Raw genomic sequence first — 16,166 nt, forward strand, 5'->3', positions numbered from 1 at the left:
CCGCACAGAAAGGATCGATGAGCCGATGCGCACCATCAGATCCGGTCCGGCGCGCGCCGCCCTGCGGGCCCTCGTCCTGCTGGCCACGCTGCTTGGCCTGGCCTCACCGCCGGCCGCCCAGGCGAGCTCCTCGGCGACGCCGTTCAAGGTGCTGGCTCTCTACAGCGGGACCTACGACGCCGCGCACATCGACTTCGTCAAGGAGGCGAACGACTGGTTCCCCAAGCAGGCCGCGGCCAACGGCTTCACCTACACGGCCAGCAACAACTGGGACCTCCTCAGCAACGGCGGCGTCAACTCCTACCAAGTCGTGCTGTTCCTCGACGACTTGCCGCAGACGTCGGCCCAACGGAAGGGCTTCGAGACGTACATGCGCAATGGCGGTGCCTGGTTCGGCTTCCATGTCGCCGCCTTCACGACCAATGCGGCGGGCTGGCCCTGGTACCACAACACGTTCCTCGGCTCCGGTAACTTCGCGACGAACACCTGGGGTCCGACGACGTCGGTCCTGAAGGTGGAGGACCGTACGCACCCGTCCACCAAGAACCTGCCGACCACGTTCACCTCGTCGGTCAGCGAGTGGTACAGCTGGTCAAACGACCTTCGGCAGAACCCCGACATCAAGATCCTCGCCTCGATCGACCCCAGCAGCTTCCCCCTCGGCACGGATCCCAACCAGTCCTGGTACAGCGGCTATTACCCGATCCTGTGGACCAACACGCAGTACAAGATGCTGTACGCGAACTTCGGCCACAACGCGATGAACTACTCGACCAACACCCGTACGTCGTCGACGTTCGCCAGCGCGACACAGAACCGGTTCCTGCTGGACGGCCTGAAGTGGCTGGGCGGGGCCGACACGACCACGCCGCCGGCGGACTCGGTCTCGGAGACCGCCTGGTACTCGCTGACGAATGCCGGCAACGGCACCTGTGTGGACGCCCGTTCGGCCGCCACGGCGAACGGGACCGCCATCCAGCAGTACGCCTGCAACGACACTCAGGCACAGCAGTTCCAGTTCCGCTCGACCGACAGCGGCTACCGGCAGGCAGCCATCCGTCCCGATCCACAGCAGGCCATCGACGTGACCGGCGTCTCGACGGCCGACAACGCCCCCCTTCAGCTGTGGAGTTACTCCGGCGGACGGAACCAGCAATGGCTGCCGGTGAAGGAGAGCACCGGGCGCTATCACTTCACGGCCCGGCACAGCGGCAAGTGCCTGACCGCGGCGAGCGCCTCGACGAACAGCGTTCAGCTCACGCAGCGCACCTGTGACGGCTCCTCCGCACAGAGCTTCACACTCACCGCACAGCCCTGACCGACCCAGCACGAGGGTGCCCCCGCCGCACACGGCGAATTCCGGGGGTCGTTGCAACACAGGCAATCAACTGGCTGTGGCCAGGAGCTTGGCGAGGCGCTCGGCCGGGGCTTCCCAGCCGAGCGCTTTGCGTGGGCGGCTGTAGACCTCGGCCGCAACGACGTCCAGGTGCTCGCGGCTGTGCTGTGACCGGTCGGTGCCGTTCGCGAAGTACTGCCGCAGCAGACCGTTCGTGTTAACTCGGCGGCAACTCCGGTTCTGATCGTCCTCCCGGACGCGGACCTCGGCCGCGCGCCGTGTCCACCGCCGCCTGGGGTGCCTTCTTCCACCAGGGGCCGGTCTGCATGACCACCGGACGCCACCTGGTACACGTGCGCGGCCCGGTCATCGACTCCGGCCAACGGGATCAAGATCCACGGCCTGGTAACCGCGAGCGTCGACGGCGGTGCCCGCCTGGCGGCCGACGGCATCTACGAGGACCTCTTCTACCGCCCCACCGTCCTCACCGACGTGACCGACGCATCCCCGGCCTACGCGGAAGAAGTCTTCGGCCCCATGGGCATCCTGATGCTGACCTCCAGCTCCCACCCGGTCATCGGAGGAGCTGAGACCTATGCGTTCGAGCTCGCCCGCGGTCTCGCGGGCGCGGGCCACGCGGTGTGGGTGGTCACGGATCTGCCGCGCGGAGTCTCAGCCGACGCTGACTTCCCCGGCGATCCCGACGGCGTGGTGGTGCGGCGGCTACACCGGTTCCAGGCAGATCTTGAAGACGCGACCAAGATACGCTGGGAGCAGATGGCCTATGGTCTTCACACCGAACTCGCGGGCTGCCTGCAGGAAGCGCGGCCCGACATGGTGATGACCAACACCCTGGACACCGCTGTCCTCGGTAAGACCCTGGCGGTCGCTGCCGGGATTCCCTGGGTGGCGTCCTTCCACGAACGGGACCCCACCCCCGACGGGCAGCGGGAGCCGTCCGTCGGCACTACGGAATTGCCGACGATTCGCTGCTCGTGGTCTCGGCGGGTCGGCTCAAAGCGCGCAAGGGCCATCTGGAGACGATCCGGGCATTCGCCCGACTGTACGCGAGGTTCCCGAGGCGCGGCTGCTGATCGTGGGGAGCGTCAACTCGGCCTCGGAAGAGTACGCCGGCCAACTCGAATCCGAACTGGACCGTCTCGGACTGCGCGAGCTGGCACAGATCGATCGCGATGTCACCTTCGACTGCATGCCCGGCATCCTCGCGTGCGCTGACATCGTCTCCCAACCGAGCCATGCCGAGGGGCTGTGCCTCGCCCTCCTGGAGGCGCTGAGCAGCGGTCGGGCCACCGTCGAGACCGACACCCCGGGCACCATAGAGGTACTGAGTGCGCCGGGAATCGCCGAGGTAGTGCCGCCGCAGGAGGTCGCTCCCCAACGGCGGAGCGCAGACGTTCGTCACCGCCCACCCCCGCTACCTCGTGCACCTCTCGCGCCGCTGCCCGGACTGCACGGGCGGTACGGCTCGCGGTCCGACCTTGGCAGGGCCGCTTCCTCCTTGAAGTCGGCGGACGACATCGCGTACAGCGGTCCGTCCTCGATGACACCGTCCGGATCGGGCCTGGCCGAGGTCTACGACGGGATGGCCCGCTGGGCTCGCAGCCGCTGTCTCCCGGCCCCGGTATGCGACTTCACCAGCCGTGTACTGCACACCCTCTCGCACCTCGCTGTGCCTATCGCTCTCCCTTCGCAGAAGGCCACCGAGAAGTCCGACGACGCTCCGGCTACCGAGGCCGGTGAGGAGCAGGCCGGGCCGCTGAGGCATCCCTAACACGATGACGCCCTCCCAACCGCTGAGCGTGCCTGACGGGCCCCAGACGGCTGTCCGGGCCGTGCCGCTGTTCGCGGCCTCAAAGCCGGTGTGTCATTCGCGGTGATCGGCGTCATCGCCGGTGAGTTCATCCCGGCCGACGAGGGGCTCGGCTACCACTCCATGACCTCGACCCAGCAGTTCGGTCCGACGGGGCTGTTCGCGGCCCTGGTGATCACCGCGGTCCTGATGGTGCTTGGCAGCGCGCTCATCGGCATCTTCGAGAAGCGCGCGCTCAAGTGGCAGAGGTGATCCCGTCAGGGATGTGAAGAACCCCGGCCCGTCCGGCGACCCGGACGGGCCGGGGTGCTGACCGCCCCGCTGCCCGGACGGGCTACGGATAGCTGGTCAGGTCGGCCACGTTGGTGCTGGAGTTGGACGGGCCACCGGTGTTGTTGACGACATGGCTGATGGTGCCGACACCGCCGAGGGATACGGTCACCATGCTGGTGAAGCGGACATTGGAGTTGTTGGGCGCCTCGATGGCGTGCGTGGCGACGACGCTGGGGTTGACGTTGAAGTAGCAGTAGCTGCCGAGGCCGTATGCCTGGTGGCTGGTGACGGAGTCGGCGACCTTGTAGGCGGCGTAGCCCTGGGTGGAGCCGTTCATCCAGGCGGACTGGTTCGGGGGGTCGTACGGCATCTCGTTCTGGAAGAAGTAGGTGCGGCCGCCGTTGCCGTTCCAGATGACCTGGTACTTCTGGAAGTGTTCCACGAACAGGCCGTACATGGTGACGTTGTCGCCGTTGACGATCAGTCCGGTGTCCGCGGTGTTGCTGGTCCAGCCGACGCCGCTGCCGTGGTCGGCGCGCCAGATCCAGGTGTGGTCGCCGATGACGTTGTCGCTGTTGACGATCAGGCTCGTTGCCGCCTTGCCGACGCCGGCGCCGCCGACGCGGAAGTAGACGTCGTGCAGGGAGGTCGGGTCGGCCGCGTGGGAGGCGGAGGAGCCGGTCGGCCCGACCTCCAGCAGGGAGGGCGAGTTGGTGGTGCCGGCGTCGAAGAGCAGGCCGGCGATCTTCACGCCGTCGACGTCGGCGACCTTCATCGCGGTGATGCCGTTGTCGGGGACGAAGGTGGCCAGGCCCAGGCCGAGAACGACGGTGTCCGCGCGGTTGACCTGGAGAGTCTGGTCGAGGTGGTAGACGCCGGGAGTGACCAGCAGGTTCTTGCCGGCGGCCAGGGCGGCGTTGATCTGCGCGGCGGTGGCACCCGGCTTCACCACGTAGAAGGTGTCCAGCGACAGCGAAGTACCGGAGGCCCCGTTCGCCCAACTGATCCCCGTGGAGTTGGCTCGCGGGGACGGCACGAACACCTTGTACGTGCCGTCGCTGTCAACGTAGAGGAACGGCTTCTCCCGGCTGGTCGGGGTCTGCGCGACCGTGGTGTACGGGGGGCTGGGAAAGCTGGTGGCGGGGACGCCCGTGCTGCCGACGAAGACCATGTTCCAGTTGGACCCGGTCCAGCTGCCGAGCTCGGAGTTGCGGGTCAGCCACTGCTGCTGGGTGCCGGAGTTGACCTGGCCGTCGACCTTGCTGTCGGCGAGGTAGCCGCCGGAGGACCAGCCTCCGTCGTCGAGGGCGAGGTTGCCGCGCAGGTGCATCCGGCGGTACGGCGCCGCCTGCGAGACCGCCCAACGGTCGCTGCCACTGGTCGGGTTGACGGACAGGTTCTCCGTGCCGCGCCAGAAGTTCTGGGTGGCGTTGCCCTGGAACCAGTCGGCCTCGGCGTGCACCGCGCCGTTGACCGTCACTGCGTCGGGGGTCAGGCCGAGGCCCAGCACCTGGGTGTAGAAGCCGACGTTGACGTCGGCGTCGTAGGCGCCGGGCTTGAAGAGGACGGCGTAGCGCTGGGAGCCGAACTGGTTGGTCTCCTGCTGCTTGAAGATCGTGTCCAGCTTGCCCTGGATGGCCGAGGACGACATCGACGGGTCGAAGACGACGACGTTCGGCCCGAGATCGGGGTTGGTGGCCGACGGGGTCACGGGGACCACCTGGAAGCGCTGGGCAGCGGTGCCGTTGCAGGTGTACTGCACGAACTGCACGCTGTCGGCGAGCGAGGCGCCGGGGTCGTCCAGGCACTTGCCGCTGTTCCTGTTGACGAAGTGGTAGGCACCTCCGCCGTCGTTCACCGGCAGCCACTGCTGGTTGCTGCCGCCCCCGTACGTCCACAGGTGGACCTGCGCGTTGTCGGCAGTGGAGAGGTCGGCGACGTCCACGACCTGACTGGTGTCGTTGGCGTTGTTGATGCGGACATATCCGTCGCTGGCGGCGGTGAAGCTCCACTGCTGCGCCGTGGTGCCGTTGCACGTGTACTGCTGCACGACGGTGCCGTTGGCGGTGGCGGCCGCCTTGGCGTCGAGGCATCTGCCGCTCGCGGCGTTCATGACGGTGGCGAAGCCGGTGGGCAGCGCGGTGGTCGCGGCCCGTGCGGGGGTGCCGGTGAGCAGTGACGCTGCCGCCACGGCGACCAGTGCGGCCGCTATGGATCTGCCGCGGCGTGGTAGCGAAAGCATGGGTTCTCCTAGCCGGAAGCGGGGGTTCGGCCGAGGCCAAAACAGCCGGGGGTCTCAGCCGGTGTAGGCGGCGAAGACGCGCGTGTAGTCCCAGTCGGACTGGTTCACGCCGGAGCAGCTGTCGGCGGGGCCGCCGGTGCAGGGCCGGTCGCGGTTGGCGGACCAGAAGGTGAGCCGGGCGAGGTGGTGGGCCTGGGCATAGGCGAGGATGGTCCGGAAGTCGTTCACCGTGACGGTCTCGTTGTTGTCGGTGATCCCGTTCATGGACGAGATGCCCATGTCCCGGTAGGCCTGGTCGTCGCTGTAGCCGTAAGCGTTCTTCAGCGCGTTCTTCAGGCCCTCGGCGGCCTGCGTGGTGAGGTCGCCCATGTTCTGGCCGGCGCCGCCGAAGTCGAACGGCATGATGGTCCAGCTGTCCACGGTCAGTCCGGAGGCGGCGGCCCTGTTGATCAGGCTGGTGTCGGGGCCGCTCTGGCCGGTGCCGATGGTGACGTACACCTTGATGCCCGGGTTGTTGGCCTTGACGGTCTTGAGGGCGTCCACGGTGCGCTGCTGGACCGTGGAGTTGCTGTAGGCGTCGGCCTCCAGGTCGATGTCGATGGCCTTGAGCCCGTAGGCGTTGATGACCTTCTGGTATGCGGCCGCCAGTTCGCCGGCGCTGGAGCAGGAGCTCTCCAGCTTGTTGCCGCTGTATCCGCCGAAGGACGCGATGATGTCGCCGCCGTTCGCCCGCACGGTGTTGACGGTCTGCTGGTCGACGCCGCCGGTCAGCGGGCGGCCGCCGTCCCACTGGGGGTTGCAGTAGCCGTTGCTGAGGACGAAGGCCAGGGTGAACCACTTGACGCCGGTGGCGTTCATGACGGTGGTGGGGCTGGGCGGGCTGCCCCAGCCGTTGTACAGGTACGGCGCGACGGCCATCGGCGCGGCCGGGGTGCTGCCGCCGGCCGCGGGCGCGGTCCACTTCTGGTTGGCGCCGCCGGTGCAGGTCCAGATCTGGGTCCGGGTGCCGTTGGCGGAGTTGTTGTCGGTCACGTCCAGGCACTTGTCGGCCTGCGGGTTGACGATGTCGTGGGCGGCGGTGACGGTCCACTTCTGGTTCGCGCCGCCGGTACAGCTCCACAGCTGTACCTTGGCGCCGTCGGCGGTCGGATTGCCGGTCACGTCGAGGCACTTGCCCAGCGCCCGGATGGTGCCGTCGCTGCCGACGGTCCACTGCTGGGCGTTGGTGCCGTTGCAGTCGTAGAGCTGGACGGGCGTGCCGTCGGCGGAGTTGGCCCCGGCGACGTCGAGGCACTTGCCGGCGAGCCCGGTGATGGCGCCGGTGGCGGCCTGGGCGGGGGAAGCGGTGAGCAGGGCGGAGGACAGGGTGAACGCAGAGACCGACAGGAGGGCGGATGCGGGGAAGTACCTGGCTATGGCCATGGCGGGGCGGCCTTTCGTGGGGGATGGGGTGCTCGGGCCGCGTTCGCCTTGCGAACGGTCGAGTGACGCACGGGCGTGTGGTCGCCCGGAGAAACTAAAGGTACGGACCAGTTCCGTCAAGGTGTGAAGTAAGATGTACGGAAAGGGAATTGGATGTTGGTTCACTCAGTGCACGGCGGCCCGGGGTGTGTGGCATCCTCGTCCCCAACGCATCCCGTGGTGTCGCCGACATGACCAACCGTCGCCCCATTGGCCTCCGCGGCCGCGACATTGTCGGTCGTGGGTTCCGAACGACTGGCCCTGTTCGGCGACGCCGTGTTCGCCATCGCGATCACTCTGCTCGCACTCGAGATCACCGCCCCTGTGGGTCCGCACGACTCGAATGTCGCCAACGCGGTCCGGGGCACGGTGCCCGCCATCGCCGCCTACCTGCTGCGCTTCGCCGTCATCGGGGCGCTTTGACTGCCTCGGCATGCCCTGTTCCACCTGAACAACTCCCGCTGGCGCCACCCGGGCTGCGTCCGCAGGCTCCGCCGGCCCTGGTCCATCTACGCAAGAACGAGACGATGCCCAGGTCGCCGCAGGGTTCGGTGTCTCCACCGCCACCGCCGGGCGGTACGTCACCGAGACCGTTCAGTTCCTCGCCGCGTTTGCTCCGAGCCTGCACCAGGTTCCGCGGGAGGCGCCGGAGGGATTCGTCATCCTCGACGGCGCCTGATCGGCACCGCCCTCGCGGCGGATGAACCGTACTCCTCGATGAAGCACCGTTGTCACGGGATGAACGATGCAGGCCGTGGCCGCCCCGGACGGGACACCGCTGTGGTTCTCACGGGCGTTGCCCGGCCGCACACACGACGTGACCGCGGCCCGCGCGCACGGTGTGATCCGGGCCTGTCTGTCCCGTCAGCTCCTCGTCCTCGCCGACCGGGCCCATCGCGGAGCCGGAGCGACCGTCCGCATCCCCTGCTACGGCCGCGACCTGCACCACAAGTACACCTGGTTCAACCGCGACCACGCCCGGCCGCGAGCGCCAGGGCGAACGCGCCTTCGCCCGCCTCAAGCAATGGCGGATCCTTCGCAAGGCCCATGGCGTGAACGGCGGCGACCGTGCGCCGAAGCATTCACTCTTCATTTCTTCTCGTCCACGCTGAACGTATTCACATGTGCGCCGCCGATTTCACCAGCGTTTCTCAGGCAAATCCCAGAGAACGTTGCGGGGCGCCTCATGGAATTGACACAGCCTTGATCCATGCCTACGGCGAACAGAATCGGGACGACTGATCAACGATCCTTACACGCGGCGCTCGCCACTTGGCGGGTGCGGGATCCCGCACCGGCCAGGACGCTGCTGGACATCCTGGACACCACTGTGGGAGCACATCCCGACGCCGCGGCCCTCGACGCAGCCGGCACGGTGCACACCTACCGGACGCTGTCGGAACGGGTGCGCGCCCTCGGCGACCGCCTGGCCCGGCTCGGCGTCGGGCGCGGCGACCGGGTGGGCGTGCGGGTGCCCTCCGGCACGGCCGACCTGTACGTGGCAGTGCTAGGCGTTCTCGGCGCGGGAGCCGCCTATGTGCCGGTGGACGTCGACGACCCGGACGAGCGGGCCGAGACGGGCCCCTGCTCGTGGGCTACCTCGTTCCGGAGGACGGCACCGCCTTCGACCCCGGCCTGTTGTCGCAAGCTGCTGCGGGAACGGCTGCCGCAGGCCCTGGTCCCCGTGCTCGGTGTGGTCAGCGACCTGCCGGCCCGTACCTCCGGCAAGGTGGACCGCAAGGCTCTGCCCTGGCCTCTGCCCACCCTCGCGGACGACGGCGATGGCGAGGACGGGGAACCGCCGTCGGACGGCACCGCCGCCTGGCTCTCCGAGCGGTGGCGCGCCGTCCTCGGCGTCACCCCGAAGACCGGCAGCGACTTCTTCGCCCTCGGCGGCACCAGCCTCACCGCCGCCTCCCTGGTCTCCCTCCTGCGCGAGCGCTACCCCAAGGCGTCCGTGGCGGACGTCTACCACTTCCCGGTCCTGCGCCGACTCGCCGAACGCCTGGACGAGTCAGGATCACGGACCAGCAGTGCACGGAAGTACGTCCCACGCCTCGCCGCACCGCGATCGTCCAGCTCCTCGTGACCACCGTGCTGCTGGGCGTCGCCGGACTGCGCTGGCTGACGGTCCTGGCGGCGGCCGACAACCTGCTCGCCCGGTTCGCTGGGCTCCACCCGTTTCCTGGTGGCTGATCGCGGCAGGCTGGCTGGTGCTCTTCAGCGCACCGGGCCGGGCCGCGATCGGCGCGGGCGGCGCCCGGCTGCTCACCCGAGGCATGCGAGCGGGCAGCTATCCGCGCGGCGGCCGGGTCCATCTGCGGCTGTGGGCGGCGGAACGGCTGGTGGCCGCCTTCAACGTGGCATCAGTGGCCGGCACCCCCCTCGCGCCCCGGTACGCCCGCTGGCTGGGCTGCACAGTGGGCGATCACGTCGCTCTGCACGCGCTGCCACCGGTGACCGGCTTGGCGGAGTTCGGTGCCGGCTCCAGCATCGAACCGGAGGCGGATGTCGCAGGCTGGTGGCTGGACGGGGACGTGCTCCACGTCGGGAGCGTGCGGGTGGGTCCGGAGGCGCGCGTCGGAACGCGCAGCGTCCTGATGCCCGGCGCGGAAGTCGGCGCCGGGGCGGAGATCGCGCCCGGCTGCTGCGTCACCGGACCCGTCCCGGCGCTCGAGTACTGGCACGGATCCCCCGCCCGGCCGGCGGACGGCGACGCGGCCGGCACCGTGCAGGACTGGCCTGCACCGGAGCACCGCACCTCCCGCCGCTGGGGTCTGGCGTACCTGCTCTCCCTGCCCGCGCTCCAGACACTGCCGCTGCTTGCCGCCGCCCCTGCGGGGATCACCCTGTTCGTCCTTCTGCGGCACACCACCAGCTACGGCCGCGCCGTCGAGCTGCTGCTGCTCCTGTCCGTCCCGGCCGCCGCCCTGACCTACGCCTGCTACGCGGGCCTGCTCGGGGCCGCCATCCGCCTGCTCGGATGCGTCCTGGCGCCAGGCCTGCACCCTGGACGCGGAAAAACCGCCTGGGCCGCGTGGCTGACGTACCGTCTGATGGATGCTGCCCGCACCCAACTCTTCCCGATCTACGCCTCCCTTCTCACCCCGGTGTGGCTCCGCCTGCTGGGTGCGCGCGTCGGGCGCCGCGTCGAGGCATCCACCGTCCTCGGCCTGCCGGGTCTGATGACGCTCGATGACGGTGCCTTCCTCGCCGACGACACACTCGTCGCCCCCTTCGAGGTGCGCGGCGGCTGGCTGCGGCTTGGCGAGGCACACGTGGGCCGGCGGGCCCTCGTCGGAAATTCCGGGATCGTCGGCCCGGGGCGGCGGCTGCCGGAGAACTCCCTCGTCGGCGTCCTCTCCGACACCCCGGCTGAGGCGGCCCCCGGCTCCAGCTGGATCGGCCGCCCAGGACTGACCATCAGCCGCGTCGTGGAGCCCACGGACACCATCCGCACCTACGAACCGCCGCGCCGCCTGGTGTGGGCGCGTGTGGCGGTGGAACTGTGCCGCCTTCTGCCGCTGCCGGTCGTCGCAGGCCTCGGGGACGTCACCACGGTCGCGCTCCAGGAAGTCCTGAACCGCGCCGGGCTCGCCGTGGCCGCGCTCGCCGCCGGACCGGTGGTACTCGTCTCCGGCGTGCTGGCCCTGCTGACCACCACGGCTGCCAAGTGGCTGCTGGTGGGCCGCTTCCGCCGCGGCCGGCACCCGCTGTGGAGCTCCTTCGTCTGGCGCAATGAGCTCTATGACGTGTTCGTGGAGGAGCTGGCGATGCCCTGGCTCGGCCAGGCCTTGCTGGGCACACCGTTCTTCGCCTGGTGGCTGCGCACGCTGGGCCCAGGGTCGGGCGTGGCGTGTGGTGCGAGTCCCACTGGCTCCCCGAGACCGACCTCGTCCGCCTGGATGACGGCACCAGCGTCAACCGCGGCGTGGTCGTCCAGACCCACCTCTTCCACGACCGCCTGATGCGGATGGACCCCATCCGCCTGCGCCGCGGCGCCACCATCGGCCCGCACTCCATCGTGCTGCCCGGCTCGACCCTCGGCGAAGGCGCCGTGATCGGCCCCTCCTCCCTGGTGAGGCGTGGCGAAGGGGTGCCGCAGGGCACCCGGTGGCTCGGTAACCCGGTCGCCGCCTGGGACGTGACGCCGACCCCACCGCCCGCCCGGGTGTGATGCGAGGTCACCGCGGCATCGGCGATCGTCAGGTAAGCACGCGCCACCCGCGACGGTGGCAGGGCACGGACCGACAGCGGTCTGTGCCCTGCTGCCTCGTGAAGTACCGAGCAGCTCGCTTTTCAAGAAGGCATCCTGGCCCGCCGCTTCGGTGTGGACCGCTCCACCACCACGCGTGCCATCGGGCTGCACTGTCGCGTCGGGCGTCCGCCGTGCACTCTCGCCGAGGTCATCGAGTGCCTGGTCGCAGGCGGTCGGACCGGAATTTTCGACGGCACGGAGAGCGTGTGTGGCGCCCGGCCGCAGGCAGAAGGGACAGGGACGAGTTCGTCTCCGGCAAGGCCGAGCAGAATGCCGTGAAGGTCCACACGGACGCCGGTGTTGTTCTGCAGCCCGGTCCGGCCGGGCAGTTGCGTCGATATCGCCCAGGCCCGACAGTGCTGCTGTGGCCGCCGTTGGCGCGCTTCGGCCCGTGACGGACCGCGATGTGACGGCTTCGATGTCCCCTCAGCAGTGCGTCGATGTCTCAGGCGTAGGGGTCGAATGGGATTCCGGAGGGCTTGGAGTAGGCGAGGTTGTCATTGAAGGAGCCGTCCTTGATCTTGATCGTGGCCTCACCGAAATCGGCGTTCATGAGCTTGTCGCGGTAGCCGGCCGGATAGCCCTCCCAGCCGACGAGGCGCGGGTAGAACCAGCCGCCGGTGGCATTCTCCGGTGGTTCGTCGTTGGTGTTCGCGAAGCGGAAGTCGTGGGTCGACACGCCGTCCTTGTGGTACACGATCTTCGGGTGGGTTCCGTCGAAGCGGACCGAGGAGCTCGGACTCACCAGGTATGAGGAGTGCTGCGACACAGAGACGTACTGGACCCGGTTGTCGGAGATCCACACGATGACGTGTTCCCAGTCGTGGGTGTGGCCGATGGCCGCCGGCCCCAGCGTGGCCTGGTCCTTCTCGAAGTAGCTGGCGTACATGACGGCGCACCAGCCGTTGTTGCACTTTTCGCGCGAGTACGTGTTGGCGTTCGCCAGTTCGGCGGGATCGTGGCAGTGGCCGTTCACGTCTCCGCCCAGCGGCAGGCCGGGGTTGATGGTGCCGTCCGCGCCGATCGCGGCGGTGGCGTAGCAGCCGTCGCCGTCGTAGTCATAGGCGGGGGAGAAGGTCTGCTCCAAGCCGTCGGCGTTCTGCGGCAGGAGGGTGAGAACGTTGGCGTTCGCGTCGGTCGGGAGCGCGATGACCAGGGCCGCGGCGGCGAGGGCGCTGGTGAGCGCGAGGTGGTGGATCCTCTTGCCGGGGCGCTTCGTTTGACGGGAAGCGGTTTCCGTCTGCGGGACGGGTGACGAGGATGTACTGCGCACTCCAACTCCTCTTTTTTGAATGTGAGTTGGGGTGATCCTCTTGGTTTCCTGCGTCGAGATCAAGCGGCGTCGCCAATGTTCCGGTCGTGCCCGGACCGTTGCCCGAGCGAGACGTGCCGACCGCTCCCGGCCCGTACGGCCGCCGATCAGCGTGGACTTCTCCCGCAGGCCGATGGCCGTGCCGTCGGCGATCAGGTGGCACAAAGCCTCACGGGCAGTTCCTGGTCGGCGAACATTGCCGCGCCTCCCGACACGGCCGGCGGTATGAAGGCGCCGTTGACGCACCTGAACGGGTCAGGCGAGTTCAGTCGCTTGTCGTGGCGGTTCCGGTGTCGGCGGACGTACTGAGCAGGCCCACGAACATGGTCTGGTGCAGCGTTTCCACATGGCGCCGTGCGGCCTCCCCCGCGGCGGCGGTGTCGTGGCGGCGCAGGGCGTCGAGGAGTTCGCGGTGCTCACGGTTGGAAGCGCGCAGCGCGTCCATGGGGTAGGGCAGGTAGTAGCGGTAGAGCTCGCGGAGGACCGCGCCGTAGGGGCCGTTGATCGAGGAACTGCCGGTCGCCTCGGCGAGCCGGAGGTGGAAGCGCTCGTCGCAGCCGTGGAACTCGGCCCAGCTGGGCACGCGGTCCATCTCCTCGACGAGTTCCCGCAGCTCGGACAGGTCCTCGTCGGAGGCACGCACCGCCGCCAGGTGGGCGATGCCGCATTCCAGGGCGAGCCGGTGGTCGATCAGCCGGCGCACGGCATCGCCGGCCGCGCGGTAGGCGTCCGTGGTGAGGACGGTCCCGGGGGTGGGGTGCGCGGCGACCAGCGTGCCGCCGCCGCGCCCGCGACGGCGCTCCAGAACGCCGTCGCTACACAGAGATACCAGGGCTCGACGGGTGGTGATCTCGCTGACGTCGAGGGCCTGGGCGATCTGCGGGATGCCGGGCAGGCGGTCACCGGGGGCCAGTAGACCCAGATCGACAGCGAGAGCGATCCGGGCCCTGACCGCTTCCAGTGCGGACAGCCTGCGCACGCCACTGAGTTCGGGGGCCGTGAGGCCGGTGGTCGGGGCGTGTTCGCTGCCGGGCATGGCGTCACTCTAACCAGCTGCGTCGATCACCACTGAAAAATGCTCATCTTGAGCACTCTTGTTTAAGTGCTCATCTTGAACTAGTTTCGCATTCATGTCCCGCCCCCTGCCCCTGGCTCTCGCCCAGCTCCCCCCGCGGCCCGCGCATACCCCGCTCGCTGGTTTCGCGGCTGAGGCGGAGAGCATCTTGGCCCGCTTCCCGCACACCCGGATGGCGGTCTTCCCCGAGCTGCACCTGTGCGGCGTCGACGCTCTCGGCGCCGAGGCGCACGAGCAGCTGCGGGAGATCGCCGAGCCTCTGGACGGCCCTCGGGTCAAGGAGCTCGCTGCGCTGGCCGGAGATTTGGGCATCTGGCTGCTGCCGGGCTCGGTGTGCGAGCGCGGGCCGGCCGGGGAGCTGTTCAACACCGCCCTGGCCTTCTCCCCGCAGGGGCGTCTGGCGGCCTGGTACCGCAAGGTGTTCCCCTGGCGGCCGAGCGAGCCTTACGATCCCGGCGACCGGTTCGTCATCTTCGACGTCCCGGAAGCGGGGCGGATCGGCTTCGCGATCTGCTACGACGCCTGGTTCCCGGAGGTCGCCCGCCACCTGGCGTGGCAGGGCGCCGAGGTCATCGTCAACCCCGTGATGACCACGACCGCCGACCGCGCGCAGGAGGTCGTCCTGGCCCGCGCCAACGCCATCGTCAACCAGGTGCACGTGGTCAGCGTGAACACCGCCGGCCCCCTGGGCAGCGGGCACAGCCTGGTCATCGACCCCGAGGGCCGAATCCGGGCCGAGGCTCCCGGCTACGGCAGCACCATCCTCACTGACGTGATCGACCTGGACGACGTGACCCGCGTCCGGCGGTACGGCACCGCAGGCGTGAACCGCATGTGGGACCAGTTCACGGATACCGACGCCCCTATCGAACTGCCGCTGTACGGCGGCCGCCTCGACCCGCGCACCTGGCGTCCGGGAGCCTGACATCTCGGCTCTCACCCTTTTTCCGTCCCCGCCCGTACGTCCCCGGAGCCCCTCCATGGCCAACGACGCCCCCGGCGCGCCCGCACTCGCGCGCACCCTCACCCTCAGAGCCGTCGTCCTCTTCGGTCTCGCCTACATGACCCCGCTGATCGTGCTGGGCACCTTCGGCGTGGTCGCCGCCAGTACCGGTGGCGCGGTCCCGACGGCGTACCTGCTCGCCCTGGTGGCGATGCTGTTCACGGCCCACAGCTACGGAAAGATGGCCGCCGCGTATCCCGTCGCCGGCTCCGCCTACACCTACGTCCGCAAGGCGATCGACGGGCGGCTCGGCTTCCTCGTCGGCTGGGCGACCCTGCTCGACTACTTCTTCCTGCCGATGGTCATCTGGCTGATCGGCGGCGCCTACCTGCAGGCGCAGTTCCCCGGTGTGCCGCACTGGATCTGGATCATCGGCTTCGTCGCCGTCACCACCGCGCTGAACATCCGGGGCATCAAGACCGCCGAGCGCGTCAACGACCTGCTGATGGTCTTCCAGGTGCTGGTCATCGGCATCTTCGTCGTCCTGTCGGTGCGCCACGTCTTCCAGACGGGCGGCGCCGGTGCACTGGTGAACGCCACACCCTTCGCCAACGGCGCGACCACCGCCGCCGGGATCTCGGCGGGCGCCGCCATCGCCGCGTACTCCTTCCTCGGTTTCGACGCGGTCACCACGCTGACGGAGGAGACGGTCGACCCGAAGCGCACCATGCCGCGCGCGATCCTGCTCACCGCGTTGATCGGCGGCGGCATCTTCGTCCTGGTCGCCTACACCACCCAGCTCGCCCACCCGGGCAGCGCCTTCGACGACCCCAGCTCCGCCGCCTTCGAGATCGCGAAGACCATCGGCGGCGATCTGTTCTCCTCGGTGTTCCTGGCCGGACTCGTGGTCGCGCAGTTCGCCTCCGGCATCGCCGCGCAGGCGAGCACCTCACGCCTGCTGTACGCGATGGGCCGCGACGGCGCCCTCCCGCACAAGATCTTCGCCCGACTCCACGAGCGCTACCGCACCCCCGCGCTCAACATCGTGCTGACCGGCGCGGTCGGTCTGATCGCCCTGCGCCTGGACGTGGCCACCTCGACGTCCTTCATCAACTTCGGCGCGTTCACCGCCTTCACCTTCGTCAACGTCTCCGTACTCGCCACCTACGTACGGCGCCGCCGCGTCGGCGAGTCCCCCAGCCCGCTGTCATACCTCGTCGCACCCGCGATCGGCGCGGCTGTGGACCTCTACCTGCTGTACAACCTGGACGGCAGAGCGCTCACCCTGGGCCTGATCTGGCTGAGCCTCGGCGTGGTGTACCTGGCCTACCTGACCCGGATGTTCCGCGTTCCGCCGCCGGAGATGTCGTTCACGGAGACCGCACCGGAAGACGTCCAAGGCGCCGCGCCTCTGCAGAACACGAAGTGACCGGGG

At 69.1% G+C, this 16,166-nt stretch carries 12 protein-coding genes and 4 pseudogenes; 11 read left to right on the forward strand and 5 right to left on the reverse strand.

The window, feature by feature from the left end; all coding sequences use genetic code 11:
• The first annotated feature begins 25 nt into the window (after positions 1 to 25).
• Positions 26 to 1,318 carry a ThuA domain-containing protein gene (locus ACIP4Y_RS12670; RefSeq protein ID WP_401391561.1) on the forward strand — a complete coding sequence of 431 codons (1,293 nt, stop codon included), beginning with the start codon at positions 26 to 28 and terminating at the stop codon, positions 1,316 to 1,318.
• A gap of 66 nt (positions 1,319 to 1,384) precedes the next feature.
• On the opposite strand, the pseudogene ACIP4Y_RS12675 reads toward ACIP4Y_RS12670, so the two are convergent.
• Positions 1,385 to 1,555: pseudogene (locus ACIP4Y_RS12675) on the reverse strand (IS30 family transposase); the annotation flags it as partial.
• A gap of 183 nt (positions 1,556 to 1,738) precedes the next feature.
• Between ACIP4Y_RS12675 and ACIP4Y_RS12680 the strand changes: the two are divergent.
• The 3 genes and pseudogenes from ACIP4Y_RS12680 to ACIP4Y_RS12690 form a co-directional block, all read left to right on the forward strand.
• Positions 1,739 to 2,386, forward strand: a pseudogene (locus ACIP4Y_RS12680) (aldehyde dehydrogenase family protein); the annotation flags it as partial.
• A 1-nt stretch (position 2,387) separates the two neighbouring features.
• Positions 2,388 to 2,705: pseudogene (locus ACIP4Y_RS12685) on the forward strand (glycosyltransferase); the annotation flags it as partial.
• Positions 2,706 to 3,218: 513 nt separating this feature from the next.
• Entirely contained in the window at positions 3,219 to 3,419 is a 201-nt protein-coding gene (locus tag ACIP4Y_RS12690; protein WP_401391564.1) for a hypothetical protein, read from the forward strand.
• Between the two features lie 82 nt (positions 3,420 to 3,501).
• Here ACIP4Y_RS12690 and ACIP4Y_RS12695 read toward each other — a convergent pair whose 3' ends face one another.
• Positions 3,502 to 5,682, reverse strand: a complete 2,181-nt coding sequence (locus ACIP4Y_RS12695) for an RICIN domain-containing protein (RefSeq protein WP_401391567.1) — start codon at positions 5,680 to 5,682, stop codon at positions 3,502 to 3,504.
• A 54-nt stretch (positions 5,683 to 5,736) separates the two neighbouring features.
• A complete protein-coding gene (locus tag ACIP4Y_RS12700) occupies positions 5,737 to 7,104 on the reverse strand; it encodes a lectin (protein ID WP_401391570.1) in 1,368 nt (455 codons plus the stop codon).
• A gap of 279 nt (positions 7,105 to 7,383) precedes the next feature.
• On the opposite strand from ACIP4Y_RS12700, the gene ACIP4Y_RS12705 reads away from it, so the two are divergent.
• The 5 genes and pseudogenes from ACIP4Y_RS12705 (at position 7,384) to ACIP4Y_RS12725 (ending at position 11,320) form a co-directional block, all read left to right on the forward strand.
• Positions 7,384 to 7,566 carry a TMEM175 family protein gene (locus ACIP4Y_RS12705; RefSeq protein ID WP_401391573.1) on the forward strand — a complete coding sequence of 61 codons (183 nt, stop codon included), beginning with the start codon at positions 7,384 to 7,386 and terminating at the stop codon, positions 7,564 to 7,566.
• Positions 7,567 to 7,596: 30 nt separating this feature from the next.
• Positions 7,597 to 8,189, forward strand: a pseudogene (locus ACIP4Y_RS12710) (transposase family protein); the annotation flags it as partial.
• Between the two features lie 233 nt (positions 8,190 to 8,422).
• Positions 8,423 to 9,232, forward strand: a complete 810-nt coding sequence (locus ACIP4Y_RS12715; RefSeq protein WP_401391575.1) for an AMP-binding protein — start codon at positions 8,423 to 8,425, stop codon at positions 9,230 to 9,232.
• Positions 9,233 to 9,356: 124 nt separating this feature from the next.
• The gene (locus ACIP4Y_RS12720) at positions 9,357 to 11,111 is read left to right on the forward strand and encodes a Pls/PosA family non-ribosomal peptide synthetase (protein ID WP_401391578.1); all 1,755 of its coding nucleotides are present in this window, start codon (positions 9,357 to 9,359) and stop codon (positions 11,109 to 11,111) included.
• The gene (locus ACIP4Y_RS12725; protein ID WP_401391581.1) at positions 11,075 to 11,320 is read left to right on the forward strand and encodes a hypothetical protein; all 246 of its coding nucleotides are present in this window, start codon (positions 11,075 to 11,077) and stop codon (positions 11,318 to 11,320) included. The genes ACIP4Y_RS12720 and ACIP4Y_RS12725 overlap by 37 nt, the downstream gene beginning before the upstream one ends.
• A gap of 526 nt (positions 11,321 to 11,846) precedes the next feature.
• Here the strand turns inward: ACIP4Y_RS12725 and ACIP4Y_RS12730 are convergent.
• Positions 11,847 to 12,599, reverse strand: a complete 753-nt coding sequence (locus ACIP4Y_RS12730) for an NPP1 family protein (RefSeq protein WP_401392511.1) — start codon at positions 12,597 to 12,599, stop codon at positions 11,847 to 11,849.
• A gap of 379 nt (positions 12,600 to 12,978) precedes the next feature.
• Positions 12,979 to 13,749: a FadR/GntR family transcriptional regulator gene (locus tag ACIP4Y_RS12735; protein ID WP_401391584.1), complete on the reverse strand. Its 771-nt coding sequence runs from the start codon at positions 13,747 to 13,749 to the stop codon at positions 12,979 to 12,981.
• Between the two features lie 94 nt (positions 13,750 to 13,843).
• Here ACIP4Y_RS12735 and ACIP4Y_RS12740 point away from each other — a divergent pair, with 94 nt between their 5' ends.
• Together ACIP4Y_RS12740 and ACIP4Y_RS12745 are read left to right on the forward strand one after the other, a co-directional pair.
• Positions 13,844 to 14,713 (forward strand): carbon-nitrogen hydrolase family protein, encoded by an 870-nt coding sequence (locus ACIP4Y_RS12740; protein WP_401391587.1) that lies wholly within the window; start codon positions 13,844 to 13,846, stop codon positions 14,711 to 14,713.
• Positions 14,714 to 14,768: 55 nt separating this feature from the next.
• Complete coding sequence (locus ACIP4Y_RS12745) at positions 14,769 to 16,160, forward strand: APC family permease (RefSeq protein ID WP_401391590.1); 1,392 nt, start codon at positions 14,769 to 14,771, stop codon at positions 16,158 to 16,160.
• Positions 16,161 to 16,166 lie beyond the last annotated feature (6 nt).

It is taken from the genome of Streptomyces sp. NPDC088810 (genome assembly GCF_044750305.1).
Taxonomy (GTDB): Bacteria; Actinomycetota; Actinomycetes; order Streptomycetales; family Streptomycetaceae; genus Streptomyces.